Annotated in this window: 32 protein-coding genes and 1 tRNA gene; 18 read left to right on the top strand and 15 right to left on the bottom strand. The window is 72.0% G+C overall.

The genetic code is table 11. The annotated features are described in order from the left end of the window. Positions 1 to 26: 26 nt before the first annotated feature. Both BN6_RS01445 and dnaN read left to right on the top strand, forming a co-directional pair. The gene (locus tag BN6_RS01445; protein ID WP_015097741.1) at positions 27 to 1,268 is read left to right on the top strand and encodes an MFS transporter; all 1,242 of its coding nucleotides are present in this window, start codon (positions 27 to 29) and stop codon (positions 1,266 to 1,268) included. A 144-nt stretch (positions 1,269 to 1,412) separates the two neighbouring features. Then, positions 1,413 to 2,513, top strand: coding sequence for a DNA polymerase III subunit beta (gene dnaN / locus BN6_RS01440; RefSeq protein ID WP_015097740.1), 1,101 nt, complete (start codon positions 1,413 to 1,415; stop codon positions 2,511 to 2,513). 251 nt (positions 2,514 to 2,764) lie between these two features. Here dnaN and BN6_RS01435 read toward each other — a convergent pair whose 3' ends face one another. Next, the gene (locus tag BN6_RS01435) at positions 2,765 to 3,160 is read right to left on the bottom strand and encodes a winged helix-turn-helix transcriptional regulator (RefSeq protein WP_231904939.1); all 396 of its coding nucleotides are present in this window, start codon (positions 3,158 to 3,160) and stop codon (positions 2,765 to 2,767) included. A gap of 25 nt (positions 3,161 to 3,185) precedes the next feature. Here BN6_RS01435 and BN6_RS01430 point away from each other — a divergent pair, with 25 nt between their 5' ends. Then, positions 3,186 to 3,491: a Cif family virulence factor gene (locus BN6_RS01430; RefSeq protein ID WP_015097738.1), complete on the top strand. Its 306-nt coding sequence runs from the start codon at positions 3,186 to 3,188 to the stop codon at positions 3,489 to 3,491. On the opposite strand, the gene BN6_RS01425 is transcribed toward BN6_RS01430, so the two are convergent. Next, positions 3,477 to 4,247, bottom strand: coding sequence for an MBL fold metallo-hydrolase (locus tag BN6_RS01425; RefSeq protein ID WP_015097737.1), 771 nt, complete (start codon positions 4,245 to 4,247; stop codon positions 3,477 to 3,479). The two genes, BN6_RS01430 and BN6_RS01425, sit on opposite strands and share 15 nt — an antisense overlap. After that, positions 4,244 to 5,008 carry an NUDIX hydrolase gene (locus BN6_RS01420; protein ID WP_162164602.1) on the bottom strand — a complete coding sequence of 255 codons (765 nt, stop codon included), beginning with the start codon at positions 5,006 to 5,008 and terminating at the stop codon, positions 4,244 to 4,246. The genes BN6_RS01425 and BN6_RS01420 overlap by 4 nt, the downstream gene beginning before the upstream one ends. Positions 5,009 to 5,456: 448 nt before the next feature. Here BN6_RS01420 and BN6_RS01415 point away from each other — a divergent pair, with 448 nt between their 5' ends. Continuing rightward, the gene (locus BN6_RS01415; RefSeq protein WP_041315847.1) at positions 5,457 to 6,356 is read left to right on the top strand and encodes a Gfo/Idh/MocA family protein; all 900 of its coding nucleotides are present in this window, start codon (positions 5,457 to 5,459) and stop codon (positions 6,354 to 6,356) included. Positions 6,357 to 6,382: 26 nt separating this feature from the next. Next, positions 6,383 to 7,444, top strand: coding sequence for a hypothetical protein (locus BN6_RS01410; RefSeq protein ID WP_148302694.1), 1,062 nt, complete (start codon positions 6,383 to 6,385; stop codon positions 7,442 to 7,444). A gap of 191 nt (positions 7,445 to 7,635) precedes the next feature. Here BN6_RS01410 and BN6_RS41485 read toward each other — a convergent pair whose 3' ends face one another. From BN6_RS41485 to BN6_RS01385, 6 genes are all read right to left on the bottom strand, one after another. After that, positions 7,636 to 9,129 (bottom strand): hypothetical protein, encoded by a 1,494-nt coding sequence (locus tag BN6_RS41485; RefSeq protein ID WP_051075411.1) that lies wholly within the window; start codon positions 9,127 to 9,129, stop codon positions 7,636 to 7,638. Positions 9,130 to 9,215: 86 nt separating this feature from the next. Next, positions 9,216 to 9,818 (bottom strand): hypothetical protein, encoded by a 603-nt coding sequence (locus BN6_RS01400; RefSeq protein ID WP_015097732.1) that lies wholly within the window; start codon positions 9,816 to 9,818, stop codon positions 9,216 to 9,218. Between the two features lies 1 nt (position 9,819). Beyond that, positions 9,820 to 10,278 (bottom strand): RidA family protein, encoded by a 459-nt coding sequence (locus BN6_RS01395; RefSeq protein ID WP_015097731.1) that lies wholly within the window; start codon positions 10,276 to 10,278, stop codon positions 9,820 to 9,822. Further along, positions 10,275 to 10,430, bottom strand: a complete 156-nt coding sequence (locus BN6_RS47330; RefSeq protein ID WP_085983476.1) for a hypothetical protein — start codon at positions 10,428 to 10,430, stop codon at positions 10,275 to 10,277. The genes BN6_RS01395 and BN6_RS47330 overlap by 4 nt, the downstream gene beginning before the upstream one ends. A gap of 114 nt (positions 10,431 to 10,544) precedes the next feature. Next, entirely contained in the window at positions 10,545 to 10,721 is a 177-nt protein-coding gene (locus BN6_RS01390; RefSeq protein WP_015097729.1) for a DUF397 domain-containing protein, read from the bottom strand. Beyond that, positions 10,718 to 11,581, bottom strand: coding sequence for a helix-turn-helix domain-containing protein (locus BN6_RS01385; RefSeq protein WP_015097728.1), 864 nt, complete (start codon positions 11,579 to 11,581; stop codon positions 10,718 to 10,720). Before BN6_RS01385 ends, BN6_RS01390 begins: the two co-directional genes overlap by 4 nt. A 123-nt stretch (positions 11,582 to 11,704) precedes the next feature. Between BN6_RS01385 and BN6_RS01380 the strand changes: the two genes are divergently transcribed. From BN6_RS01380 to BN6_RS01360, 5 genes are read left to right on the top strand one after another with little or no spacing between them, the layout of a single operon-like run. Continuing rightward, on the top strand, positions 11,705 to 11,956 hold the full coding sequence (locus BN6_RS01380; protein ID WP_041311603.1) for a hypothetical protein: 252 nt from the start codon (positions 11,705 to 11,707) through the stop codon (positions 11,954 to 11,956). Then, on the top strand, positions 11,953 to 12,207 hold the full coding sequence (locus BN6_RS01375; RefSeq protein WP_015097726.1) for a hypothetical protein: 255 nt from the start codon (positions 11,953 to 11,955) through the stop codon (positions 12,205 to 12,207). The genes BN6_RS01380 and BN6_RS01375 overlap by 4 nt, the downstream gene beginning before the upstream one ends. 4 nt (positions 12,208 to 12,211) lie before the next feature. Next, entirely contained in the window at positions 12,212 to 12,463 is a 252-nt protein-coding gene (locus BN6_RS01370; RefSeq protein ID WP_015097725.1) for a hypothetical protein, read from the top strand. A gap of 43 nt (positions 12,464 to 12,506) precedes the next feature. Beyond that, positions 12,507 to 13,499, top strand: a complete 993-nt coding sequence (locus tag BN6_RS01365; protein ID WP_015097724.1) for an ArsA-related P-loop ATPase — start codon at positions 12,507 to 12,509, stop codon at positions 13,497 to 13,499. Continuing rightward, positions 13,496 to 14,617 carry an ArsA family ATPase gene (locus BN6_RS01360; RefSeq protein ID WP_015097723.1) on the top strand — a complete coding sequence of 374 codons (1,122 nt, stop codon included), beginning with the start codon at positions 13,496 to 13,498 and terminating at the stop codon, positions 14,615 to 14,617. The genes BN6_RS01365 and BN6_RS01360 overlap by 4 nt, the downstream gene beginning before the upstream one ends. On the opposite strand, the gene BN6_RS01355 is transcribed toward BN6_RS01360, so the two are convergent. Then, positions 14,618 to 14,908, bottom strand: a complete 291-nt coding sequence (locus BN6_RS01355) for a WhiB family transcriptional regulator (RefSeq protein ID WP_015097722.1) — start codon at positions 14,906 to 14,908, stop codon at positions 14,618 to 14,620. Positions 14,909 to 15,167: 259 nt separating this feature from the next. Here BN6_RS01355 and BN6_RS01350 point away from each other — a divergent pair, with 259 nt between their 5' ends. Together BN6_RS01350 and BN6_RS01345 are read left to right on the top strand one after the other, a co-directional pair. Continuing rightward, positions 15,168 to 17,615 (top strand): transglycosylase domain-containing protein, encoded by a 2,448-nt coding sequence (locus BN6_RS01350; protein ID WP_015097721.1) that lies wholly within the window; start codon positions 15,168 to 15,170, stop codon positions 17,613 to 17,615. After that, a complete protein-coding gene (locus tag BN6_RS01345; RefSeq protein WP_015097720.1) occupies positions 17,612 to 18,091 on the top strand; it encodes an AAA family ATPase in 480 nt (159 codons plus the stop codon). Before BN6_RS01350 ends, BN6_RS01345 begins: the two co-directional genes overlap by 4 nt. Here BN6_RS01345 and BN6_RS01340 read toward each other — a convergent pair. Continuing rightward, positions 18,088 to 18,555, bottom strand: coding sequence for a GatB/YqeY domain-containing protein (locus tag BN6_RS01340; RefSeq protein ID WP_015097719.1), 468 nt, complete (start codon positions 18,553 to 18,555; stop codon positions 18,088 to 18,090). The genes BN6_RS01345 and BN6_RS01340 overlap by 4 nt on opposite strands. A gap of 64 nt (positions 18,556 to 18,619) precedes the next feature. On the opposite strand from BN6_RS01340, the gene BN6_RS01335 reads away from it, so the two are divergent. The 3 genes from BN6_RS01335 (at position 18,620) to BN6_RS01325 (ending at position 20,323) form a co-directional block, all read left to right on the top strand. Further along, positions 18,620 to 19,579 (top strand): metallophosphoesterase, encoded by a 960-nt coding sequence (locus BN6_RS01335; protein ID WP_015097718.1) that lies wholly within the window; start codon positions 18,620 to 18,622, stop codon positions 19,577 to 19,579. Positions 19,580 to 19,604: 25 nt separating this feature from the next. Then, positions 19,605 to 19,678 (top strand) — tRNA-Pro (locus BN6_RS01330). A gap of 168 nt (positions 19,679 to 19,846) precedes the next feature. Beyond that, complete coding sequence (locus BN6_RS01325; RefSeq protein ID WP_063641864.1) at positions 19,847 to 20,323, top strand: DUF1772 domain-containing protein; 477 nt, start codon at positions 19,847 to 19,849, stop codon at positions 20,321 to 20,323. 3 nt (positions 20,324 to 20,326) lie between these two features. Here the strand turns inward: BN6_RS01325 and BN6_RS48320 are convergent, their stop codons facing one another. Together BN6_RS48320 and BN6_RS01315 are read right to left on the bottom strand one after the other, a co-directional pair. Further along, positions 20,327 to 20,521, bottom strand: coding sequence for a hypothetical protein (locus tag BN6_RS48320; RefSeq protein WP_015097716.1), 195 nt, complete (start codon positions 20,519 to 20,521; stop codon positions 20,327 to 20,329). Positions 20,522 to 20,739: 218 nt separating this feature from the next. Beyond that, the gene (locus BN6_RS01315) at positions 20,740 to 21,168 is read right to left on the bottom strand and encodes a MarR family winged helix-turn-helix transcriptional regulator (RefSeq protein ID WP_015097715.1); all 429 of its coding nucleotides are present in this window, start codon (positions 21,166 to 21,168) and stop codon (positions 20,740 to 20,742) included. Between the two features lie 383 nt (positions 21,169 to 21,551). Here BN6_RS01315 and BN6_RS01310 point away from each other — a divergent pair, with 383 nt between their 5' ends. The 3 genes from BN6_RS01310 to BN6_RS01300 all read left to right on the top strand — a co-directional run bounded on the left by BN6_RS01310 (position 21,552) and on the right by BN6_RS01300 (position 24,471). Then, complete coding sequence (locus BN6_RS01310; protein ID WP_015097714.1) at positions 21,552 to 21,773, top strand: hypothetical protein; 222 nt, start codon at positions 21,552 to 21,554, stop codon at positions 21,771 to 21,773. Positions 21,774 to 21,847: 74 nt separating this feature from the next. After that, positions 21,848 to 22,666, top strand: a complete 819-nt coding sequence (locus BN6_RS01305; protein WP_015097713.1) for a class I SAM-dependent methyltransferase — start codon at positions 21,848 to 21,850, stop codon at positions 22,664 to 22,666. Further along, a complete protein-coding gene (locus BN6_RS01300; RefSeq protein WP_015097712.1) occupies positions 22,663 to 24,471 on the top strand; it encodes a prolyl oligopeptidase family serine peptidase in 1,809 nt (602 codons plus the stop codon). Before BN6_RS01305 ends, BN6_RS01300 begins: the two co-directional genes overlap by 4 nt. A 65-nt stretch (positions 24,472 to 24,536) precedes the next feature. Here BN6_RS01300 and BN6_RS01295 read toward each other — a convergent pair whose 3' ends face one another. Both BN6_RS01295 and BN6_RS01290 read right to left on the bottom strand, forming a co-directional pair. Further along, positions 24,537 to 25,025 carry a Dps family protein gene (locus BN6_RS01295; RefSeq protein WP_015097711.1) on the bottom strand — a complete coding sequence of 163 codons (489 nt, stop codon included), beginning with the start codon at positions 25,023 to 25,025 and terminating at the stop codon, positions 24,537 to 24,539. 16 nt (positions 25,026 to 25,041) lie between these two features. Further along, positions 25,042 to 25,467 carry an organic hydroperoxide resistance protein gene (locus BN6_RS01290; protein ID WP_041311597.1) on the bottom strand — a complete coding sequence of 142 codons (426 nt, stop codon included), beginning with the start codon at positions 25,465 to 25,467 and terminating at the stop codon, positions 25,042 to 25,044. Positions 25,468 to 25,566 lie beyond the last annotated feature (99 nt).

Genomic DNA, 25,566 nt, shown 5'->3' with positions numbered 1-25,566 from the left:
TACCAGTGTGCGGCACACTGGTACGCATGTCCCACTCTGCCCGCCTCTCCGACTACCGCACCGCCCTGACCACCCCCGGCATGCGCGGCCCCGTGGTCGCGTCGCTGCTCGCCCGGCTGCCCATCGCCATGATCGGCCTCTCCCTGCTGCTCTACGTGAAGCTGGAGACGGGCTCGTTCGCCGCGGCCGGTCTGGTGTCCGCGGCGTCGCTGATCGGCGTGGCGGTGGGCTCGATCGTGCAGGGCAGGCTGATGGACCGCTTCGGCCCGACCCGCCCGCTGCTCGGCGCGGTGTCGCTGTTCGCCGTGTTCGTCACCCTCGCCGTGATCGCCGTCGAAGCCCACGCCCCGCTCGGGCTGCTGGTGCCGGTGGCGTTCGCGGTCGGCCTGAACGAACCGATGGTCGGCTCCGCGTCCCGTGCCCTGTGGGCCCGGGTGACGCCGCCCGGCTCGGTCCGGCTCGCCGGGTACGCCTACGAGGCGATCAGCATGGAGGTGTTCTTCATCCTCGGTCCCGGCCTGGCCGGGCTGCTGGTCACCGCACCGTGGGCGGGCACCGGCGTGGTGATCGGCGCGGGCTCGATGGTGGTCGGCGCGCTGTGGTTCGCGCTGAACCCGACCGTGCGCGGCGTGCAGCCGGAGCCCGCCACCCGCAGCCTGCTGGGCGCGCTCGCCTCGCCGGGCATGCGCACGGTGGCCCTGGCCGCGCTGGGCTTCGGCGTGACCATCGGGTTCATCGAGGTCGCGGTGCCGGCGGCGGCCGAGGAAGCGGGCCACTTCGGCCTGGGCGGGCTGCTGCTGAGCCTGTGGTCGGTCAGCTCGGTCCTCTTCGGCGTCCTGTACGCGATGAAGCCGTTCCCCAAGGCCATGCACCTGCGGCTGCCGGTGCTGCTCGGCGGGTTCGCGCTGCTGTCGCTGCTGCTGGCGGTCCCCACCACGCTGATCGGGCTGGGCCTGGCGCTGCTGGTGGTCGGCACCCTGATCACGCCGCAGGCCACCACCCACTCGGCCGCCATCGAGCAGGTCGCCCCGGCGGGCACCGCCACCGAGGCGTTCGGCTGGGTGGTCACCGCGGTCACCGTGGGCCTGGCCGTCGGCCAGTTCTTCAGCGGCCTGCTGGTCGAGTCCAGCGGCACCGGGGCGGCGTTCCTGGCCGCCGCCGCGGCCGGTCTGGCGATCGCCGCGCTGGTCTGGGCGTTCCGCGGCACGGTCGCCGCGGGCGTGCCGCTGCCCCGCCAGGACGAGGTGGAGCTGGCCTCCTCCCGCTGACACCCGGTCCCCCGTGAGGTCGGCCGCCGGCTCCCCCGGCGACCGACCTCGCGGCGTCTTCCCGGTGTCCGCCGGCGTCTTCCGTACGTGGTCTGACCTGCGCTTGAGCACTGATTGTCGGTGCTCGCCGCTACCGTCCCGCCCATGGACCTGACCGCGACCACCGCCGACCTCGCCGCCGCCGCGACCGAGGTGGCCCGCCTGCTGCCGACCAGGGTGCTCGACCCGGTGCTGGCCGGTCTCGTGCTGCGCGCCGGGCCGGCGGGCGTCGAGCTGGTGGGCAGCGACCGGGAGCACGCCGTGCGGCTCTCCCGGCCCGCCACCGTGCACACCGACGGCGCGGTCCTGGTGCCCGCCCGCCGGCTCGCCGACACCCTGCGCGGGCTGGAGGACGACCAGGTCCGGCTGGTCGTGGAGGGCTCCCGGCTGGCCGTGCGCACCAGCGCCGCCCGGTTCGCCCTGCCGCTGCTCGACCTCGCGTCGCACCCCGGCGTGCCGCCGCTGCCGCCGGTGGCCGGCCGGATGCCGTCCGAGGTGCTGGTCGCCGCCCTGACCCCGGTGGCGGGCGCGACCTCGAAGGACGACGCCCTGCCGATCTTCACCGGCGTCCGGATGCTGGCCGTCGGCGACCACCTGGAGATGATCGCCACGGACCGTTACCGGATGGCGTTCGCGACTGTCCCCTGGTCGGCTGAAGGTTCCCTGAACGTCCTAGCTCCCGCCGCTCTATTGGCTGACGTTTCGCGCCTTCCGCAGCACACTGTCGTGACCATCCACGCGGACGACGACCGCATCGCCCTTTCGTGGCCGGGCGGCAGCGTCAGCACCACCCTCCTGGCCGCGCCCTTCCCCGACGACCGAGCCCGCAAACTGCTGGAGGCGATCATCGACAGCACCGTGGTGGTGGAAGCGGACGCCCTGGCGGGGGCGGTCCGCCGGGCGACCCCCTACTCCGGCCCGCACGGCTCCGTGACGTTGCAGGTCGAGGACAGCGAACTGCGGGTGCGCGGCAGCGACCCGCAGACCGGCGAGTCCGAGGAGTCGGTCAAGGCCACCATCGAAGGCAACCGCGTCACCAAGACGTTCCAGGCCAGGTACCTGGCCGACGCCCTCCGGGCGTTCAGCGGCAGGCGGGTGGAACTCCGCATCCAGGACGGCCTGCGCTCGACCGTGCTCACCTCGCAACCAGGAGAGGACGGTGTGGAGCTGAAGTACCTGGTGGTCCCCCTGCGCACGGTCGCCTGACCCGGCAGGGGCCCGGCCCCTCCGCAGCCGAGCCCACGCCACGACGGCACCCCCGGCCCACTCCGCAGGGCCGCCCCCGACTCGCGCGACCGGGACGACCCCCACAACCGAACCAGCCAGGCGCGACAGGGCTCGACGCGACGGGCCCAAGGCGACCCGGCCAGGCGCGACTGGACGGCCGAACTCGACCGCACACCCCACAGCGCCAGGGGCGGGCCGGGTTTGGTGCGGTGCGGTGCGGTGCGGTGCGGTCAGGCTGCGCCCCACTCCCACATGGCGTCCAGGACACCGCGCAAACGTTCGCCGCGTGGCGTGAGCGTGTAGGTCACCCGGGACGGCCAGCCCGGCGTGCGCACGCGCTCCACGACGCCGTGCGCCACGAGCTGCGCGAGGCGGTCCGCGAGCACCTTGTCCGACAGCGCCAACGCCGCCGCCAGCTCCCCGTACCCGCGCGCCCCGCCGAACAGCTCCCGCACCACCAGCGTGGTCCACCGCCCGCGCAACGCGGCCAGCGTGATCTCCACCGGGCAGTCCGGCGAAGGCCGATCGACCGTCAGGTGGTCGGCCGACAGGTGGTCGGCCGACAGGTGGGGGTCGACCGCCGGGCCGTCGCTCGCCGGGTGGTCACTCACCGTTTGGTTGGTCACGAGACCCCCTCCTACCGTCGCCGACATGCCCGCCACCACACCCGAAGAACTCCCCGCCCTGTTCGCGAAGCTGTTTAACCAGAGCGACCCGTCGAGCCTCTACGAACCCGGCGCGCGCCCGCCCGAACTCACCGGCCACCTGACGGCGAACGCCACCATGCACGTCACCCCGCGCAAGGTCCTCACCAACGGCGACATAGCGCTGCTGGTCGTGGACTGGCGGCTGGGCGACGAGCGCGGCACCGCCGTCGACGTCGCCCGCCGGGGCCCGGACGGCTGGCGCTACGTGATCGACAACCCGTCGGGCACCGGCCCGTCACGAGTCGGCTAGGTAGTCCAGCTGGGCCCGCACGGACCACTCGGCGGCCTGCCACAGCGCCCGGTCGACGTCCGCGTACACCAGTTCCACCACCTGGCGCGCCGTGGGCGACCCGCCGAGTTCGGCGACGGCCGCGCGCACCTGCGCCAGCCGCTGCTCGCGGTGCGCCAGGTACTGCCGGGCGACCGGCCCGATGTCGGCGATCTCCGGACCGTGACCGGGCAGGACGATGGTGCCCGGTGGCAGGTCGGCCAGGACCTTGAGCGATTCCAGGTAGTCCCGGAGCTTGCCGTCGAGCACGGTGGTGCCCCGGCCGAGCACGGTGTCACCGGTCAGCACCGCGTTCTCCACCAGGAAGCACAGCGAGTCGTCGGTGTGCCCCGGCGTGGACAGCACCCGGATCTCCAGCCCGCCGGCCTCCACCACGTCCCCGCCGGCCAGGCCCGAGTCGGCGGTGCCCGTGGTGCCCAGCTCCGGGTTCCCGGCCCGGACCTGCGCGCCGACCAGCGCGGCGAACTCGGCCGCCCCTTCCGAGTGGTCGTGGTGGCCGTGCGTGAGCAGGACGACGTCCACCGGCCCGTGCGCGGCGACCCGCTCCAGGTGCCCCCGGTCCAACGGCCCCGGGTCGACCACGACGCACGACTCCGACCCCGGCGCGCGCAGCACCCAGGTGTTGGTGCCCTCCAACGTCATCACCGAGGGGTTCTCCGCGAGCACGACCGACGCGAACGGCGTGACCTCGCGCAACTGCCCGTAGACCGGGCTCACGGCACGATCACCCGGATCGCGTCCCCGTCGCGCACCAGCTTGGGCACGATCTTCTCCACCGCGCGCGGCGCGTCCAGCACGTCCGACACCCCCGGGTACTCGGCCAGCTCCGTCAACGTCACCCACGTGGGCGGCATCAGCATCCGCCGTCCCTGCTGCCAATCCTGCAACGCCGCCACCGGCGTCTGCCAGACCGCGTCCGAAGCCTCGGTGGTCCACCCGTCGGCCCGCTGGCCCCGGGGCAGCACGGCGACGAAGAACCGCGTGTCGTAGCGCCGGGGCTCCTCGACCGGCGTGACCCAGTTCGTCCACGGTCGCAGCAGGTCGGCCCGCAGCACCAGCCCTTCGGCGGAGAGGAACTGGGCGAACGAGAGTTCGCGCGCCACCAGCGCGCGGCGCGCGTCGCCGTACGCCGAGGTGTCCGCGACGACGGAGTCACCGGACGCCCCGGCCAGCAGCACGCCGGACTCCTCGAACGTCTCCCGCACCGCCGCGCACACCAGTGCCCGCGCCAGCCCGTCGGACACCGCGAACCGCTGCGCCCACCAGTCCGGCGACGGCCCGCTCCACGCCACCGACGTGTCGCTGTCGCGCGGGTCGACGCCGCCACCGGGGAAGACCGTCATCCCGCCGGCGAACGCCATGCCCCGGACCCGGCGTTGGAGGAACACCTCCAGGCCGTCACCGCCGTCGCGCAGCAGCATCACGGTGGCGGCGTCCCGCGGGGTCACCGGGACCTCCGGGGGCACGTCGGGCACCATGCCGGGCGGCAGGACCAGTTCCTCGGGAAGTTCGCGCACGTTCCCGAGCCTACGACGAGGATCGTCTCCCATGGACACCACGACAAGAGGGTGCCTGGTCAAGGTGCTGCTGTTCGTGCTGGGCGCGGTGGTCGGGACGGGGATGACCACCGTGTTCGCGGTGGTCGTGCTCCTGCCGTCGACCGAGACCGTCAGCGCGGACCAGGGCACGCCGGGCGTGTGGGTGAAGAAGCGGGAGAGCCTGCTGGGCAGCGCCGACTACGAGGTGTGGCTGGGGCCGAGCGAGGACCGGGGGCACGTCGTCACGATCCCGAACGGCTGGGACCACACGCCCGACGTGGTGCGCGGGGAGGCCGGCGTGGAGCTGGGGTTCGACAACGGCGGCCGGATCTTCGTCCCCGCATCGGCGTACACCGGCGGCCGGTGGCGGTGTGGTGGACGTGACAGCATGGGCGGTGTGGACGAGCAGCTGCGCGTAGGACTTGTCGGAGCCGGACCGTGGGCGCACCGGGTGCACGCGCCCGGCCTGGCCGACCACCCCGGCACCAGGCTGACCGCGGTCTGGGCCCGCCGCCCCGAGGCCGCCGAGGAGCTGGCCCACCCCTACGGCGCGGCGGTCGTCACCTCGCCCGACGAACTTCTGTCCACTGTGGACGCTGTGGCGTTCGCCGTGCCGCCGGAGGTGCAGGCCGAGATCGCGATCAAGGCCGCGCAGCAGGGCAAGCACGTCATCCTGGAGAAGCCGATCGCGTCCACCCTGGACGACGCGGAACGCCTCGCGGACGCGGTCACGCAGTCCGGCGTGGCCTCGTTGGTGATGCTGACCAAGCGGTTCGCCCCGGAGACCGAGGAGCAATTGGCCCAGCTGCACGCCGCCGGCGGCTGGATCGGCGGCAACGCGCGCTGGCTGACCGGCGCGCTGCTGGACGGCCCGTACTCGCACTCGCCGTGGCGGCACGAGCGCGGACCGCTCGACGACATCGGCCCGCACGCGTTCGACCTGCTCGACGCCGCCCTGGGCACGATCACCGAGGTCGTCACCGCGAACCGGTCGGACGCGGGCCTGTGGCAGTTCGTGTTCGCGCACGAGGGTGGAGCGACCAGCAGCGCGACGCTGACCATGACCGTGCCGCTGAACCCGAGCATCTCCGAGGTGAGCGTGTTCGGGGAGCACGGCTACCGGGCGTTCGCCGATCGCGGGACGACCGCGCAGCAGAGCTACACGAACCTGCTGGACGACTTCGTGGCGATGGTCGACAGCGGCACGACGACGCACCGGTGCGACGTGCGCCGGGGCCTGCACCTACAGCGGATCATCGAGCAGGCCAGGCGGAAGTCGGAGGCGTAGTGGAGTTACCGGCGGTGGACCACCACGTGGATCCGTTGACGCTGAAGGAAGTTCCGACCGACCCCACCGCCCTCGAACGCCTCCTGGCCGCACCGCCGCCACCGCCGCTGCCCGAGACCTACCGGGCGTGGACCGAACGCGGCCTGGCGGCGCGGTTGTTGCGGCGGTTGGACGAAGCGGAACACGCGCTGGTCACCGCGCTTGCCCTGAAACCCGGCCCGGCGGCCCACCTGAGACTGGCGCACGTGTGGCAGTGGCAGGGCCGGTACGCGGAGGCGGACGCGGAGTACGCCAGGTGGTTCGACGGCCCGTCGGCCGACTTCGCCCACCAGCACGCCGGCAGATCCCGTTACGACCAAGGACAGTGGCGCGCGGCCGAAGCCCACTTCCGCCACGCCTTGGACCTCCGCGACGACGAGGACCTCCGCGCGTCCAGCGCGCTCGCCCTCGACGCCGCGAACGCCTGCGCCACGGCCGCCGAGGTCGCACCCGAACTGCACCGCCTGGTCATCCCGGTACACCGGCGAAGTGCCCGGTACCTGCACGGAGAACGCCCGCCGCACGTGCCGGTGCTGGGAGATCTCGCCGCCGTCCTGGCCCACGGCCCGATGACGCTGACCGAGGTGCACAACCTCCACCGGTACACGCCGGGAGTCGCGGAAGCGTTGGCGGACAACGACTGGCTGACCGTCGACGGCGACCAGGTCACCGCGACCGCGCGCGCCCGGACGTTCCTGGACATGGTCAACCGGGCCCACGAGCAGGCCGCGACCGACCTCTGGCCGGCCCCGCCGACGATCGAGGTGGCGGTGGGCCACCCGATGGCGAGGGCGAGGACCGGCACCGCTCCGGCGGCCGTGCTGTTCGACCGGTTGCGGGCCCTGCGCCACCACCGCGCCGACGCCCACGACACCGCCCGACGCGCGGCGAACCTCACCCCGTCCGACCCGGCGACCGACACCCTGCCCCCGGCCGACCCGACCCGCCGCGAGATCGACGCCGCGACGGACCGGGCAGCTTCGGTGCCCTACCGCGCGCTGTCCCAGGAAGCCCGCACCGCCCTGCTCCACACCCTCCAGACCCTCTAGCCACCCAGGCCCGAGAGGCCCCCGACACGGCCCGCCCTCCGTCCCGGTCCGGCCGGTCGTTCGAGAGGACGCGGCGCAGAATCTTTCAGGAAGCCTTCCTGAAAGATCGACCGACGAGAACACCCCGCCGCCCCGACGCTGAAGCGACACCGGTGGTTCGAGGTGTCATGCCGGGGTAGCGGGGTGTGGGCTCAGCCGGGGAACTTGCCGTTGTTCGGCTTGTGGACGCCGTTCACGTACTCCGGACCGGACGGCCAGGACTGCTGTTCGCGCTGGGCCAGCTCCTCGTGCAGCTGCTGCAACAACGCCCGTTCCCGGTCGCTGAGCTTCGCGTCCACGGTCGGCGGCAACTGGACCGCCGCCGGGGCGTGCCCGTCCGCCAGCGCCGCCTGCAACGCCGCCAGGTCGTCCGGCCCGAGTTCGGTCGTCACCTCGGCCCGCGACAACGGCGGCTCCCCGCCGTGCGGCTCGCCGTTGCGGGGCTCGCCGTTGAGCGGACGCGGGTAGTCCTCGTGCGGCTCGTGGACGCCGTTGCGCACGTCGTTGCGCGAGCTGTTCAGCGACTCGTTGAGCGAGTCGAGGTAGGCGTCGTTCCGCGAACCGTTGAGCGAGTCCGGGCGCGAGTCGGCGTGCGGATCGACGTGCGGATCGACGTCCGAGGCAACGGGGTCGCCCACCTCGACGTTCGGCCCGACCTCGGCCCGGACGTCGTCCAGCGCGTCGACCGGCCCGGTGTCCACCTCGACGTCCACCGCGTCCGACGCGGCCTCGTGCGACGGGGCCGTGTGCGACGGGGCCGTGTGCGACGGGGTCAGGTGCGACGGGGCCGTGTGCGACGGGGTCAGGTGCGACGGGGCCGTGTGCGACGGGGTCAGGTGGGACGGGGTCGCGGGCGGCGGGGTCGCGGGCGGCGGGGTCGCGGGGTCGGCCGCGTCCCGCACCGGCAGCCGCTTCACGGGCTTGGGCGGGAAGGGCTGGGAGCCCTCGAACGGGTCGACCCGCGCACGTCGGGACTTGGAGCCGGCTTCGGGTTCCGCGGGCACCGGTTCCGGCTCGACCACCGGTGCCTCATCCCGGACCTCGCCGTCGAACCAGGTCGCGGGGTCCGGTGGCGGCGCGGGTGCCGTCATGGTCTGGAAGAACACTTCCCGCGCGGTCGTCACGGCCGCCGCGTGGTACTCGCCCAGCGGCACCCCGACGGTCAGCACCTCGACCGCCGCCCGGATCCCGGCCTGGCGCAGCACGGTGTCCACCCGGTACGCCGTCGCCGGCGCGAACCCCGAGGGTCCGATGTCCACGAGCACCACCCGCTGCGGGAGCGGGCCGGGGGTCGCGCCCGCCGGGCTGGACCGCCACGTCGCTCGCACCGAGCGCACGTCCGGCAGCACCGACGCGGTCTTGCCGATCACCTCGGCCAGCCCGTCGGCCGGGTCGGACTCGACGCTGAACCGGTGCCGCGGCACGGGGACCTGCTCGACCGCGAACAGCTTGTCCGCCAGTGACCGGTCCGAGCGGACCTCGCCGAGCAGCCGGCCGATCTCGCGGCGCTCATCGACCGACACCGGGATCCGGCCGGCCAGCAGCACGCCCGTGACCAGCTCGACCGCGCGGTCGAGCTCGGCGACGGCCAGCAGCTCCCGGGCCTGGGTCAGCGCGTCGTCGTCAACGCGCCCGGCCAGCGCCAACAGGAGTTCGTGTAAACGGACGGGAAGCCCCACTCCGTCGTTCGTCACGCCTGCTCTCCTTCCGGCCCGCGCGGCAGCGACGAGCTCTACACGGGCACCAGGTGCCCGTCGGCCTCGGCGCCGGCGCAAACCAGCTCCGATGCCGCCAACGCCGCCCGGTGGTAGGACGGCAGGTCATGTCCGGTGGGCAGGACCTCAACGCAGGGGTCGTGCTCACCGAGCGCCCGCAGCACCCGCTGGAGTTCGGCTGCCAGCCGGGCGTGCTCGGTCGTGGCCATGACCAGGATCAACCTCCTGGTCACGCCCCCGCCCTGCCGCCACGTGGTCCGGACTTCGCCGACCCCGAGGCGACCGCGCAGGGTCGCGCCGAGCACTACGGTCGCGGAATCTCCCATCAGCACCCGTTCGGGTGATTCCGGGGTGAATGTGTAACCGGGATCGGGCTCGTCGTCCAGTCCCTTGACCGAACTGGTGGTGGAAAGATCCGCTCCGTGCGGCACCAGGGCGTCGGCGAGCAGCCGCTGCTCGCGGTCGGTCAGCCCGATCCGGTCGTGCAGCAACGTCCGGGGCAGCGCCCGCGCGAGCACCGCGACCGCGTCCGTGGCGGCCCAGTCGCGGAACCTCCACAGCACGTCGTCGGGCAGCCGGCCGGCGAGCCGCAGCAGCAGCTCGTGCAGCGTGTCGGACATCTCACTCCCCGATTTCGACGATCAGGTCCACCTCGACCGGCGCGCCCAGCGGCAGCTCGGCCACGCCGACCGCCGCCCGCGCGTGCCTGCCCGCGTCGCCGAAGATCTCGCCCAGCAGCTCGGACGACCCGTTGATCACGGCCGGCTGCCCGGTGAACCCCTCGGCGGAGGCCACGTACCCGGTCAGCTTCACGATCCGGACCACCGAGTCGAGGCCGACCAGGGCGTCGATCGCGGCCAGCGCGTTGAGCGCGCACGTCCGGGCGTGGTCCTTGGCCTCCTCGGGGCTGACGTCCGCGCCGACCTTGCCGGTGGCGGCGAGCGTCCCGGAGACGAACGGCAACTGGCCGGACGTGTACACCAGCGCCCCGGAGCGGACCGCCGGGACGTACGCCGCGACGGGGGCCGCGACCTCGGGCAACCGCACGCCCAGCTCGGCCAGGCGGGACGTCCAGCTCATGCCTTGGCCCTCTTCAGGTAGGCCACGTGCTGCTCACCGCTCGGGTTGGGCAGGACGGTCACGAGCTCCCAGCCGTCATCGCCCCACTGGTCCAGGATCGCCTTGGTGGCGTGGATCAGCAGCGGGACGGTGGCGTACTCCCACTTGGTCATGGCGCGCAGCCTAGCCGCACCCCGCACCCGGGTACCCGTCGATCTGCCCCAGCCGAGGTGCGCCCGCCGCCGCGGCGGTCGGGGCACCCCCGGTGAGGACGCCCCGACCGCACATCAGCGGGCCTTCACCTCGGACAGGAAGGCCCGGAACGCCCGCGCCTTGAAGATCAACGTCCCGCCGTCGCGGTTCTTGGTGTCCCGCACGCCGGTGACCGCGTCCGTCACGGCCAGCTCGACGCACTGCGCCGCGGAGGCGCTCCGGCTGCTCTTGCGCCAGGTCTGCTCGATCATCGGTCTCCTAGTGACTCCCGAACCGCCTTGATGAACTCGACGGACTCCACGGGCGTGAGCGCGACCGAGGCCGCGTCGCGCCAGATGCCGTCCAGCGGTTGCACCTGATCCTGCTCCTCCAGCATGGCAAGACCCGAGATTTCCTCGGTATAGGCCGCACAGGGGGCGTCTTCCTCCGGGAAGTCCAACAGCAGCAGCAACGCGGTCGGCTGCGGACCGTACGCACCGAGGTCGAACGGCAGCACCTGCACGGTGACGTTCGGCCGGGCCGCCGACTCGACCAGGAAGTCCAACTGCTCCCGCATGACCTCCGGCCCGCCGACCATCCGGCGCAGCGCGGCCTCGTCGACCAGCGCGTGGAACTCGAACGGCTCCTCGCGGTCGAGCAGGTGCCGCCGGGTCAGGCGCTCGGCGGCCGCGGTCCGGTCCCAGCCGTCGCCGACGATCAGCCGGTGCGAGGCGTGCGCGATGGCCTCCGCGTACGCCGGGGTCTGGAGCATCCCGGGCACGTGGGTGACGTCCAGCGTGCGTTCGCGGTACGCCTCCAGTTCGTCCATGCGGAACCTGCGGTACTTGATCGGCAGCGCGGCGGCGTACTCGACGGTCGCGTTGTCGACGTCCGCGACCTCCCACATCTGGAGCAGGAACGTCTTCTGCTCCGGTGTCGCCTCCAGCACGTCGAGGATCACCGAGAGGGACGGCCACCGCGCCAGGTGCGTGCCGGCCAGCAACCGGGTGACCGTGGGCCGCGACACGCGGATGCGCTTGGCGATCTCCTCGGGCGTCAGACCGGACTTCTCCTGGAGTTCCCGGACGAATCGCGCCAGCCTGCGCTTCCCGCGGGTTGTGCCGTCTGCCATTCACTTATTCCAATCACTCAGGGCAAGGGCCCGCTACGAGACTTCACCCGGCTGAACTCCCCGGCTGTGAACTGTACAGATGTTAGGCTCGTCTCATTCGAGGGGCAATCCGGGATGGGGCGGATGGATCGCGACGAGCTGGAAATGGCCGCGGGGGCCGGGCGCGCGCTGGACGCGTGCAAGCGCTTCATCGCACGCGTGCTGGACGAGACCGGCGGTCGCAGCACCACCGACTACACCGAGTCGGTGGAGCAGTGGGCGCGCGACCTGGGCGTGGTGCTGCTCGACGTCGGGTGGCAGGCGATGAAGTGGGCCGAGGCCCGGGGACACGTCGTGGTCGAGGGCCACGTCGAGATCAGGGAGGACGAAGGATGACCGGGATCGACGTGGACCGGCTGGCGCCGCAGTTGTTCGCCGTCGTGCAGCAGGACGACGAGGAGGACTGGGTGGCCGCGTGGGGGATGGCGTTCGAGGACCACGCGGAGGTCGCCTCGACCTCCGGCGACCTGAGGATGCTCACGGCCACCGCCGAGAGCGCGTTGCGGTACTTCGAAGAGGGCGACGAGGTGCGTACCACGATCGTGTGGGTCACCCCTGCCGCGCCCCGGGCTTCGGCGCTACTTTGATCACGTGGAGACGTGGCGGATCGTCGCGGCGGGGTCGTTCATCGTCGGCGGGCTGATCATGGTGCTCGTCGGCATGGCGCAGGCCCGGGACCGCAAGCACGCGCAGGCGTCCGACGTGTGGCGGGCGGCGTTGATCGGGCTGGCCGCCGTGGCGGTGATCGCCCTGCTGATCGCGTACCTGCTGCCGTCGGTCGCGGCGTGGGGGATCGTCGCGGCGACGGCCATCGCGGTGGTGTTCGTCACGATGATGGACTGACCGTGTCCAGCGGGTCTCAGGTCGGCGCACTTACGCTGATCTGGTGAACGGCTGGACCGACGAACTCACCCGCGCCCGGCTGCACGTGGTCACCGGGAAGGGCGGCACCGGCAAGACGACGGTGGCCGCCGCGCTGGCCCTCGCGCTCGCCACCGGCGGGCGGCGGGTGCTGCTGGTCGAGGTCGAGAACCGGCAGGGCATCGCGCAGCTGTTCGACCGCGCGCCGCTGCCGTACTCCGAGGAGCGGATCGCGTCCGCGCCCGGCGGCGGCGAGGTGCGCGCGCTGGCCGTCGACCCGGAGGCGGCCCTGCTGGAGTACCTCGACATGTTCTACAACCTGGGCTTCGCCGGGCGGACCCTGCGCCGGATGGGCGCGATCGAGTTCGCCACGACGCTCGCGCCCGGCCTGCGGGACGTGCTGCTGACCGGCAAGGTCAAGGAGTGCGTGCGCCGGGCCGGCAAGACCGGTCGGCACGAGTACGACGCGGTGGTGCTCGACGCGCCGCCGACCGGCCGGGTCGTGCGGTTCCTCGACGTCACCCGGGCGATGGCGGACCTGGCCAAGGTCGGGCCGATCAAGGGGCAGAGCGACGGGGTGGTGAAGCTGCTGCACTCCGGCGACACGGCGGTGCACCTGGTCGCGCTGCTGGAGGAGATGCCGGTCCGGGAGACGCTGGACGCGGTGGCCGACCTGGACGCCGCCGACCTGCGGCCGGGCGCGGTGTTCGTGAACCGGGTCCGCACCCCGCGCCTGCCCGCCCGCTCGCTGCCGTCGGCCGCCGCCGGCCGGGTCGACGCGGCCCGGCTGCGCGCGGGGCTGACCGCCGGCGGCCTGGACGTGGACGACGAGGTGCTGACCGGCCTGGTGGACGAGACCGTGGAGCACGCCATCCGGGTGCGGATGGAGCAGGACGCCAAGAACCTGCTCGCCGAGGCCGACCTGCCGACCGTCGAACTGCCCGAGCTGACCGACGGCGTGGACCTCGCGGCCCTGTACGAGCTGGCCGAGGAGCTGGTCGGGCGAGGTGTGCGATGAACCGGCTGGACATCGATGGATTGTTGGACAACCCGGCGACGCGGGTGCTGGTGTGCTGCGGTTCGGGCGGGGTCGGCAAGACGACGACGGCCGCCGCGCTCGCCGTGCGGGCCGCCGAGCGGGGCCGCCGCGCGGTGGTGCTGACGATCGACCCGGCACGTCGGCTGGCGCAGTCGCTCGGCCTGCGCGAACTGGACAACCACCCGCGCCCGGTCAGGATCGACGGGTTCGAGCCCGAGGGCGAGCTGCACGCGATGATGCTGGACATGCGTCGCACGTTCGACGACATGGTCCACCAGCACGCGGGCCGCGAGCGGGCCGCGCAGATCCTGCAGAACCCCTTCTACCAGACGATCTCCACGTCGTTCTCCGGCACGCAGGAGTACATGGCGATGGAGAAGCTCGGCCAGCTCGTCGCCCAGGACGAGTGGGACCTGATCGTCGTGGACACGCCGCCCAGCCGCAGCGCGCTGGACTTCCTGGACGCGCCGCAGCGCCTGTCGACCGTGCTCGACGGCAAGCTGATCCGGATGCTGTCCGCCCCGGCGCGGGCCGGCGGCCGGGGTATCCGCAAGATCGTCGGCGCCGGGTTCGGCCTGTTCACCAAGGCCGTCTCGACCATCGTCGGCGGTCAGCTGCTGCAGGACGCTTCGACGTTCGTCCAAGCGTTCGACAGCATGTTCGGCGGCTTCCGGCAGCGCGCGCAGGCCACCTACGAGCTGCTGCGCTCGCCCGGCACCGGCTTCCTGGTGATCGCCGCCGCCGAGCCGGACGCGCTGCGCGAGGCCAGCTACTTCGTGGAGCGCCTCTCGGCCGAGAGCATGCCGATCAACGGCCTGGTCGCGAACCGCACCCACCCGGTGCTGGCCTCCCTGCCGGCACCGGGCGCGCTCGCGGCGGCCGACCGCCTGGAGCGCTCTGGGGACGCTCCGCTGGCGGCGGCCGTGCTCCGGGTGCACGCGGACCGCGTGGCCGTCGCCGATCGCGAGAGGCGACTGCTCGCGCGGTTCACCCGCGCGCACCCGAACGTTCCACTCGTGGGCGTGCCCGCACTGCCGGCCGACGTGCACGACCTGGACGGTCTGCACGAGATCGGCCGGCGGCTCGCGGGCGAGTGACTACCCGACCTTCTCCTCGGTGTGCTCCTGGCGCGCGGTGTCCAGGAGTTCGTGCCAGGACGTGACGTCGGGGCGTCGGCGCAGGAGCGCTCGACGCTCCCGTTCCGTCATGCCGCCCCAGACGCCGAACTCGATCCGGTTGTCCAGTGCTTCGGCCAGGCACTCGGTGCGCACCGGGCATCCCAGGCACACCACCTTGGCCTTGCGCTGCTCCGCACCGCGGACGAAGAGCTGGTCCGGCTCCTCATCACGGCACGAGGCCTTGATCCGCCAATCCCCCTGCTGCTGCATAACCCCCACCTCAGTTCACACAGTGCCCAGACTCTTTTAAATCCGCCACACCCCTGCCGCGGATGCCGTAGGCTCCCCACATCGAGTGGTCGTGCCGTCGGCTGCTGTCTTGGACAGTGACGGACTGTAGAGCCTTCCGGTTCCACCTCCAACCCTGGGTTGCCCACCTGTTACCTGTCTTGAGTACGAGTACTCATCCTGTGTAATGAACGTTGCGCGATGCTGATCACCCGTTCAGGTCCCCGCTACGCTCCAGTCCATGCGAGCCAGGAACGGCGTGCTGAAACTGCTCGGCCTGTGTCTGCTAGCCGGCGTGTTGCTGGCAGGCATGATGTTCCCTGTCATCGGCTCGCTGGGGCTCGTCTCGAACAGAGCCAGCGACACGGTCGACAGCATCTCCGCAGATCTCGTGACCACGGACCCGCCGTTGATCTCCACGATCACGGACAAGGACGGCACGGCGATCGCGTACTTGTATGACCAGTACCGGGTGCTGGTCCCACCCGACAAGATCGCGGCCACGATGAAGGCGGCGCTGGTGTCGGTCGAAGATCGACGTTTCTACGAACACCAGGGCGTCGACTGGCGGGGCACGATCCGGGCCGGGCTGACCAACCAGTTCAGCGGAGCGGTCACGCAGGGTGCCTCCACGCTCACGCAGCAATACGTCAAGAACTACCTGGTGCACGTGGTCGCACGGAACAACCAGGTCGAGCAGCAGAAAGCACAAGAGCAGACAATTGCGCGCAAGGCCCGCGAAGCGCGCATCGCGTTGCAGCTCGAACGCAAACTCGGCAAGGACGAAATCCTGGCCCGCTACCTCAACGTGGTGCCGTTCGGCTCGACGATCTACGGCATCGCAGCGGCGTCCCAGGCGTACTTCAACACCACGCCCGAGGCGCTGACCGTGCCCCAGGCCGCGATGCTGGCCGGCATGGTCAACAGCCCGTCGGCGCTCAACCCGGAGGTGTTCCCGGAGAAGGCGCTGGAGCGGCGCAACCAGGTGATCGACAAGATGGTCGAGAACGACAAGCTCTCCCGCGACGCCGCCGAGGCCGCCAAGAAGGAGCCGCTGGGCCTGGCGAACCCGGTCCGCACCCCGCCCAACGGCTGCGTCGGCGCGGGCCCGGAGAACGGGTTCTTCTGCTCCTACGTGGTGGCCTACCTGGAGCGCAACGGGTTCAGCCTGGAGCAGCTCAAGAACGGCGGCTACACCATCCAGACCACGCTGGACCGCACCATCACCAGCCAGGCCAAGGCCGCCGCCGAGGGCCAGGTCGGCAAGGACACCGAGGGGATCGCCAACGCGATGGCGATCGTCCGGCCGGGGCGCGACAAGCACGAGGTCGTGGCGCTGGTCGCGAACCGGGACTACGGGCTCAAGGCGGACCAGTTCCAGACCACCTACGACCTGCCCTCCGGCGTGGAGAACAAGTTCGGCGCGGGCAGCGTCTACAAGGTGTTCACCGCGGCGGCGGCGATGGAGAAGGGCATGGGCATCGAGAACAACATGGCCACGCCGAACTCCCACGTGTCGCGGGTGTTCAAGGGCGGCGGCGAGAAGTGCCCGAGCACCGGCGAGCCCGGCACCCGGTGGTACTGCCTGGGCAACGCCACCTCCAACTACCCGCCGCAGATGACGTTGCAGACCGCGCTGCAGACCTCGCCGAACACCGGGTTCGTGATCCTGGAGGAGCAACTGGGCCTGGACCCGGTGGTGGACATGGCGGCCCGGCTGGGGATGCGGGAGACCATGGCGACCAACATCGCCGGCACCCGGCCCGACCCGAAGGCCAAGGACAAGTCGCTGCGGATCTCGCAGACCGAGTTCTACAAGTCCAACGGCGGCAACGCCTCCTTCACGCTGAGCCCCGCGCCGGTCAGCACGCTGGAACTGGCGAACGTGGCGGCCACCGTGATGAGCGGCGGCGTGTGGTGCCCGCCCACGCCCATCATCAAGGTGCTCGACCGCAACGGGGAGGGCGTCCCGGTCAACGAAGCGCCGTGCGAGCAGGTGGTGGCCGAGGGCCTGGCGAACGGCCTGGCCACCGGGATGAGCAAGGACGACCAGGGTGCCGGCACGGCGGCCCTCGCCGCGCGCAACGCCAAGTGGGCCCGGCCGATGCTCGGCAAGACCGGCACCACCGAGGACTACAAGTCGGCCGCGTTCATCGGCGCGACCCCGGACTACGCCGCGTCCGTCCAGACGTTCAACGACGGCACCAACCCGCGCGGCATCTGCGTCAACGGCGGGCCGCCGAGGCTGTGCCGGGACGGTGACATCTACGGCGGCACGGTGCCCGCGCGGACGTGGTTCGACACCATGACGAAGGTCCACGAAGGACTCCCGGTGCGCGAGCTGCCGCCCGTCGAGGACCGGTACCGCAAGGGCGGCAAGGAGATCCAGATCCCCGAGGTGGTCGGCAAGCAGGTCAACGACGCCACCCGGATCCTGGAGGAAGCCGGCTACAAGGTGACCACGTCGAACCGGAACTCCGAGCAGGCCAAGGGAACCGTGGTCAGCCAGACGCCCCGCGGCAGCGCGCTGCGCGGCACGGTCGTGACCCTGCTCGTGTCGACCGGCTACGTCCCGCCGCCGCAGCCCGCCGACCCGACCGCCCAGCCGCCACCGGCCGAGCCGCCGCCCAGCGGACGTCCGGGCGACCCGCCGCAGATCACCATCCCGACCGAGCCGTCGGGTCGGTGACGGCGGCGCGCCCCCTCGTGCACCTGCTCGTCGGGCTGCCCGGGTCGGGGAAGACGACCTTCGCGCGGTCGCTCGGGGTCGTGCGGCTGTCCGTGGACGAGCGGATGGCGGCCCGGCACGGCAGGCTCGACAAGGACTACCCGGCAGCCGACCACCTGGCGCTGCTCGGCCCGGTGGTCGCGGAGGTGCGCGCGGAACTGGTCGGGCACGTGCGCGCGGGGCGCGACGTCGTGCTGGACCACGGGTTGGGCCGGCGCGCGGAACGCGACGACTACAAGCGGCTCGTGGCGGAGGCCGGCGGGACGTGGCGGCTGGTGCACCTCGCCGTGCCGCACGACGAACTCCTGCGCCGCCTGACGTCCCGCAACCAGGACCCCGAGGCCGGCCGGATCACGCCGGCCGTCCTCGCCTGGATCGCCGCCCGGTCCGAAGACCCGACCGACGACGAGTTCACCGGGCCGGTCGGTCCTGCCTAGGCCAGCTTCGCCTTCACCGCCGCGGCCACCTTGCCGCCGTCGGCGCGCCCGGCGACCTTGCCGTTGACCAGCTTCATGACCTGGCCCATCTGCCGCTGGCCGGGCTGCTCGCCGAGCGCGGCGGCGACCTCGGCGACGGCCGCGTCCACGATCGCGGCCAGCTCGGCGTCGTCCAACCGGGCCGGCAGGTAGGCCTCCAGCACCTTGGACTCGGCCCGCTCCAGCTCGGCCTTCTCGGTGCGCCCCGCGCCGGCGAACGCGTCGGCGGCTTCGCGGCGCTTCTTCACCTCGCGGGTGATGACCTTGAGCACCTCGTCGTCGTTCAGCTCGCGCGCGGTCTCGCCGGAGACCTCTTCAGTGGTGATCGCGGTCAGCGCCATGCGCAGCGCACCGGCCCGGACCGTCTCCCGGCCCTTGATAGCCGTCGTCAGATCCGCCCTCAACCGCGCCTTGAGCTCCGCCATGCGGGCAGACGTTACCGGGCACCGCGCTACGACCCGAATCGGTCAACCCCCTACCCTCGGTGCTGTGAACAAGTTCGGTCGCGCACTGCTCGCCACCACCGCCCTGGGCACCGCCACGGTCGCGTACGCGGCCGGGATCGAGCGGCGGCACTGGACGCTGCGCCAGGCCACGGTGCCGGTGCTGGCGCCGGGTTCCGCGCCGATGCGCGTGCTGCACATCTCGGACCTGCACATGCTGCCGGGGCAGGAGTCCAAGCAGCGGTGGGTGGCGGCACTGGCCGAGCTGGAGCCGGACCTGGTCGTGAACACCGGCGACAACCTGGCGCACCTGCAAGCCGTGCCGGCCGTGATCCGCGCCCTGGGGCCGTTGCTGAACCGCCCGGGGGTGTTCGTGTTCGGCAGCAACGACTACTTCGCGCCGCGCCCCAAGAACCCGGTGCGGTACCTGCTGCCGTCGGCCAAGACGAAGCGCATCCACGGGATCTCGCTGCCGTGGCGGGACCTGCGCGCGGCGATGGTCGAGCACGGCTGGCTGGACCTGACGCACGTGCGGGAGACGTTCACCGTCGCCGGCCAGTCGGTCTTCGCCGCCGGCCTCGACGACCCCCACCTCAAGCGCGACCGGTACGAGGAGATCGCGGGCCGCGTGCCGTCGGCGGCCCTGCGCCTGGGCGTGACCCACTCCCCCGAACCCCGCGTCCTGGACCCGTTCGCGGCAGACGGCTACGACCTCGTGCTGGCGGGCCACACGCACGGCGGACAGCTCCGGATCCCGGGCTACGGGGCCTTGGTGACCAACTGCGAACTGGACCGGTCCCGCGCACGCGGCGTGTCGCGGTGGGGCGCGCACATGTGGCTGAACGTCTCGGCGGGCCTGGGAACCTCCCCCTACGCCCCGGTGCGCTTCGCCTGCCCACCCGAAGCCAGCCTGCTGACCCTGGTAGCCCGCCCCGTCGACGCTGGTCAGCCCCGGTCCGACGCGGAAAGGGATACCCGGTTCGGAGTTGGCGGCAACGTCAGGTAGAGTTCTCCTCGTTCGAGAGCAAGACCGGGGTGTGGCGCAGTTTGGTAGCGCGCTTCGTTCGGGACGAAGAGGTCGCAGGTTCAAATCCTGTCACCCCGACTCGGGTACTTGCAGGTCAGGTCCTGTCCACAGCGGTTGTGGGCAGGGCCTGACTCGTTTGTGGGGTCTTTTCGGGAGAAGAAGGGGAGCGACGGGGCCGAGTGTCCGTCGCGGCCCTTGGTGGCCCGTTGGCCCGATTCGGGTGTGGGTCCTGCCATGCTCGTCGGCATGTCCACGGGTACGGCTCGGCGGATTGCCGCGCGGGCGTTGGGGTTGGCGGAGTTCGGGCACGCGCACTGGTTCTTCGGCAACCTCTACGAGGCTGTGGTGAGGGTGCCTGACCGGTTGGCGGATCGGGAGGGCGGGGCTTCTCCGGTCGGGGTGGGGAGTCCGGTGCGGTACTACCTGGTGGGCGCGCCCCTGACGTTGCCGGCCGCTCTTGCCGCGGCGGTCGCGGGGTGGGGTGATCGGGGTGGGCGGCCTTGGTTGGTGGCTGCGGTCGTCTGCTCAGGGGTGGGGGTCGGGTTGACTGCTCATCTGGTGCGCACCGTGAACCTGGACCTGTTCTTCCGCGACCGCGTGCCGTCCGCCGATGAGCGGAAAGCGTTGCTGCGCGCGTGGTACCGGGTCAACGCCGCCAGGCTCGTGGCCACCGGAGGGGCTTTGGTGGCGGCTCGGGTCGCCCGGTCGCGGTTGTCGCGGTAGGGGTCACTCGCCGGTCTTCTTGGCCGACAGCACGACCACCGTGTCGCACGGGATCTCTTTGCCCGCCTCGACGTTCTGCGCCGTCGTCGTCCAGTTCCGGTCCACGACGAGCAGGCGGCCCTGGCCGGTGGCGTCTTCCTCGCGCAGGCGGTAGAAGCCGGCGGCTTGCATGGTGTCCTGGGCGGTCTGGTGGACCATGCCGACGACGTTCGGGACTGTGCACGTCTTCGCGGCGGAGGCAGGGGCGGAGGCGGGGGAAGGCTGTGCCGACGTCGGAGCCGGGGTTGGGGGCGCGGGTTGGTCGGTGGTCGGCTGGGCGGGTGTCGGGGTGGGCGTTCGGGTGGTGGTCGGTGGGGGTGTGGGGGTGCAGGCGGCCAGGAGAGCTAGGGCCAGGGCGGCGGTTAAGCGGGTGCGGCTCAACGGGGGGCGCCTTTCCGGGTCAGGGTCGGTGCAGGAGCTTGGCCAGCAGGCTGGTCAGGTGGGCGCGTCCTCGACCGCGTGCGCCAGCACCCGCTGCCAGTCTCGGTGATGACCACCTCGTAGGCACGTCGGTCGATCGGGTTGCGCGTTCGGGTGACGTGCCCGGCCTTCTCCAGGTCGTCCGCGAGGCCGACCATCACGCTGCGGTCGATGCGCAGTTCCTCGCTGAGCGCCTGCTGGGAGCATGGGCCGACTGCGGCGAGCATCTTCAGCACCAGGTGTTGCCCCACGCCCACCCCGCTGACCTCGGACTGCGCCTCCGCCGCGCGAACCACGGCGGTCGACAGCCGGCACAGCGCGATGTCGGGGCGCTCCTCGGAACCACCCGGGCGAAGGTCGCCGACGTGTACCGGCGGGCCGTGCATGCCGCCGGGAACCGGCCGTTCAGCGACCGGGACGTGCGACGGATGTACGCCAATCCGGGTGTGCCGTCCCCGACGACGTCATGCTCGCCGCGTAGGTGCCGCACTGGAACGGCTGGTGATCAGCTCACTCGAAAGGCCCAATCACCATCACTGCATGCAGTTACCTACTGGCAGTGCGCTAGGTCGCACGATGGAGTGAACTTTCGGCCTAGTAGCCGATTCCTGACGTAGCGTGGTGTGGAGTACGAGCAGATGTCACGTTCTGTTACACCGAATGAGTGATGATTGACGAATCAACTCACGCAAAGTAACGAAGGTCGAGGTCGGCGCGAAGACGAGACAACACGTCGGCCACAGACGCTTTCACGGTAGGAGAGCCGAACATGAGCATCGTCTCCGCGATGAAACCCACCACCGGCAGCTGGCTCCACCTCGTCGCCTGGGGCATGGTCGTCGCCGGGGTGGCGGGTGTGCTGGCGGTCCTCGCCTCCCCTGCGACCGGCGTCCTCACCGGGCTGGCGCTGGCCGTCATCGGGCTCGTCGTGAACGCCTTCGCGAAGGCGTCGCGCAAGATGGACCAGATCTTCTCCGAAGAGCTCGACTAGCAACAGGCCGACAGGGGACAGGCCCATCGGCTCCCCTCTGCCACCCCACCTCCGCGAACCGGCACCATCAGGGGATGGCAGACGACGAAGCGGCGCGCGCTGAACGCCGCCGCCGGATTTACGGCCCGGACGACCTGGCCGAGCGACCGGCGTTCGCCGGCGGGTTCATCAACTTCGGCTACTGGGCGGGCATTCCGCTGGACGGTGAGCTCACCGTCGACCAGCGCATCGCGTCCCAGCGGGCCCTGTACGACCTCGTCCTGGACAGCCTCACCATCACACCCGACGACCGCGTGCTGGAGGTCGGCTGCGGTCGCGGCCGAGGCGCGCGGGAAGTGCTCGTCCGCGCACCGCGCAGTCTCGACGGCCTCGACCTGGTCCCGGAACAGGTGGCCCGCGCCCAGCGGAGCACGCCCGAGGCCACGTTCACCCTCGGCTCGGCGTCGTACATCCCGTTCCCCGACAACACCTTCGACCGCCTGCTGTCCGTCGAGGCCGCCCAGCACTTCGAGGACCTGACGGCGTTCGCGCACGAGTCCGCGCGGGTGCTCGCGCCCGGCGGCCGGTTGGCCGTGACCACGTTCTTCGCCCGCCACGACGACGCGGGCCCGGCGCTCGCGGAGCTGCTGGACACCTTCGCCACCGGCCTCGACCTGGCCCACCCGATCGACCGGTTCACCGCCGACCTGCGTGCCGCCGGTTTCGCCGACGTGCGCGCGGACCGCATCGGCGAGCACGTCTGGGCGGGCCTGGACCGGTGGCTCGCGCTCGGCGACCACCCGGACCGCTGGGACCGCCGGTGGATCCGGGCCGCCGAGCGCGGCCTGCTGGACTACTACCTGGTCACCGCGAACCTGCCCGCCGCGCCGCAGCCGGCAGGATCGGGGACGTGACGACGCACCCGACCGCCGAGATCCCCGACCCGCTGTTCGACGACGCCGACGCCGAGGCCCGCTGGCGGGACCGGTTCACCGCGCCCCGGGTCAGCCTGCCCGGCTGGGCCGACGACGCCCCCGACCGCAGCCTCTACGTGTCGAACTCCAGCGGTGTCTGGGAGATCTACGCCTGGGACCGGGCCGCGGACACCCACCGCAAGGTCACCGACCGCCCGAACGGCACGTCGCACGCCGCGCTCAGCCCGGACGGCGAGACCATCTGGTGGTTCGCCGACAGCGACGGCGACGAGTTCGGCGTGTGGGTCAGCGAGCCGTTCCACGCCGGCGGGGAGCCGAAGCCCGCTGTCGAGGGCGTGCCGGCCGGCTACCCGGCGGGCCTGGAGATCGGGCACGGGCTGGTCGCGGTCGGCACCTCCACCGACGACGGCACCACCGTCTACGTGGCGCGCGACGGCGGCCCGGCCGAGGTGGTCTACTCGCACGAGAACGACGGCGGCATCGCCGCGCTGTCCAAGGACGAGACGCTGCTCGCGCTCGCGCACTCCGAGCACGGCGACAACCGGCACACCGCGCTGCGCGTGGTCACGCCGACCGGCGAGACGGTCGTGGAGAAGTGGGACGGCCCCGGCAAGGGCTTGGACGCCATCGCGTTCAGCCCGGTGCCCGGCGACAACCGGCTGCTGGTGCTGCACGAGCGCCGGGGCCGCGAGGAACTGCTGATCTGGGACGTCGCCGCCGACACCGAGACCGAGATCGCGATCGACCTGCCCGGCGAGATCAGCGCCGACTGGTTCGAGGACGCCCGGTCGCTCTTGGTCGTGCACACCTTCCAGGCCCGCAACACGTTGCACCGCTACGACCTCACCACCGGCATTCTGTCCGCTTTGGACACTCCACACGGGACGGTCGGCTCGGCGTCCGCGCGCCCGGACGGCTCGGTCGAGTTCTCCTGGTCCTCGGGCGCGCAGCCGGGCGTGGTGCGGGTGCTCGACGTGGACGGCGACGAGCGCGTGCTGCTCGCGCCGCAGGGGCACAAGGCGGCCCCGTCGGTCGACCTCCAGGACGTGTTCGTCGGTGACGTGCACGCGCTGGTGGCCCGTCCCGAGGGCGCGCCGGACGGCCCGCTGCCCACGGTGTTCAGCCTGCACGGCGGCCCGCACTCGGCCGACGAGGACCGGTTCTCCGCCTACCGCGCGGTGTGGCTGGACGCCGGGTACGCCGTGGTGCACGTCAACTACCGCGGCTCCACCGGCTACGGCTCGGCGTGGCGGGACGCGATCGAGGGCCGGCCGGGGCTCACGGAGCTGGAGGACGTGGCCGCGGTGCACGACTGGGCCGTGTCCTCCGGGTTCGCCGACCCGGCGAGGTGCGTGGTCAACGGGGCGTCGTGGGGCGGCTACCTGACCCTGCTGGCGCTGGGCACGCAGCCGGAGCGCTGGGCGGCGGGCGTCGCGGGCGTGCCGGTGGCGGACTACCTGGCGGCCTACGAGGACGAGATGGAGCCGCTGCGCGCGTTCGACCGGGCGCTGTTCGGCGGGTCGCCGCAGGACGTGCCGGACCGGTACCGCGAGTGCTCGCCGCTGACCTACGTGGACGCGGTGAGCGCGCCGGTGCTGGTGCTGGCGGGCGAGAACGACCCGCGCTGCCCGATCCGGCAGATCGACAACTACCTGGACCGGCTGGCGGCGCGCGGCGCGGCCTACGAGGTCTACCGGTACGACGCCGGGCACGGGTCGCTGGTCGTCGCGGAGACGATCCGGCAGACCGCGGCGGAGGTCGCGTTCGTCCGGAAGGTGCTCTAGCCCGGCCGGACGTCCGCCGGAAGGCGGGTCGGGTCCGCGCGCGAGCCGCGCGCGGACCCGACCGGTCAGGCCTGCTGGGCCTGCCACATCCAGTGGGCCTGTTCGAGCTGCTTGGTGATCTCGATCAGCAGGTCCTGGGTGACCAGGTCGGACTTGTCGGTCTCGTCGATCCGGCCGCGCAGCCGCTCGACCAGCTTGGCCAGGGCGGTGACCACGGCGGCCACCACGTCGTCCTCCTTGAGCCAGTTCTCCGGGAACTCCGGGATGCCCGAGGACGCGGCCACGGTCTTGGCCTTGCCGTTGGGCGAGATGCCCAGCGCGGAGGCCCGTTCGGCCACCTCGTCGGTGTAGGTCCGGGCCGTGGTGACCAGTTCGTCGAGCTGGAGGTGGACGCTGCGGAAGTTCTTGCCGACCACGTTCCAGTGCGCCTGCTTCGCGACCAGGGACAGGTCGATCAGGTCGACCAGCGTCGCCTGGAGCACCGCTCCGACCGACTTCTTGTGGTCGTCGGACAGCGGGCTGGTGATCGGGGACTTGGCCGGGGACTTGGCCATGGTGCTAGCGCCTCCTTCACACGGTGGCGGTGAGAGCCACCTCGATGTTTCCACGCGTGGCGTTGGAGTACGGGCAGACCTGGTGGGCCTGGGCGACGAGGTCGTCGGCCACCGCCTGCTCCACTCCGGGCAGGTGCGCGTGCAGGGCGACGGTGAGCTGGTAGCCGCCCTCGCCGTTCGGGCCGATGCCGACCTTCGCGGTGACCTCGGTCGAGGTCAGGGCGAGCTTCGCCCGGCGGGCGACGACCTGGAGCGCGCTGTGGAAGCACGCCGCGTACCCGGCCGCGAAGAGCTGCTCCGGGTTCGTCTTGTCGCCACCGGGACCACCCAGCTCGGTCGGCGTGACGAGTTGCTCGTCGAGCACGCCGTCCGAGGAGCGGACCTCGCCGTCGCGGCCGTCGCCGACCGCGGTCGCCTCCGCCGTGTAGAGCACCTGCATCAACGTTCTCCTTCGAGCTGGTGGTTCGGGGTTCCTCTCCCCCTCGACACCCGGTTCGCACCGGACCGCACCGCGTGGCGCGGCAGCTCACGCCGGTCCAGG

The organism is Saccharothrix espanaensis DSM 44229 (genome assembly GCF_000328705.1).
Lineage (GTDB): Bacteria > Actinomycetota > Actinomycetes > Mycobacteriales > Pseudonocardiaceae > Actinosynnema > Actinosynnema espanaense.
This window is presented reverse-complemented; position numbering and strand designations above follow the sequence as displayed.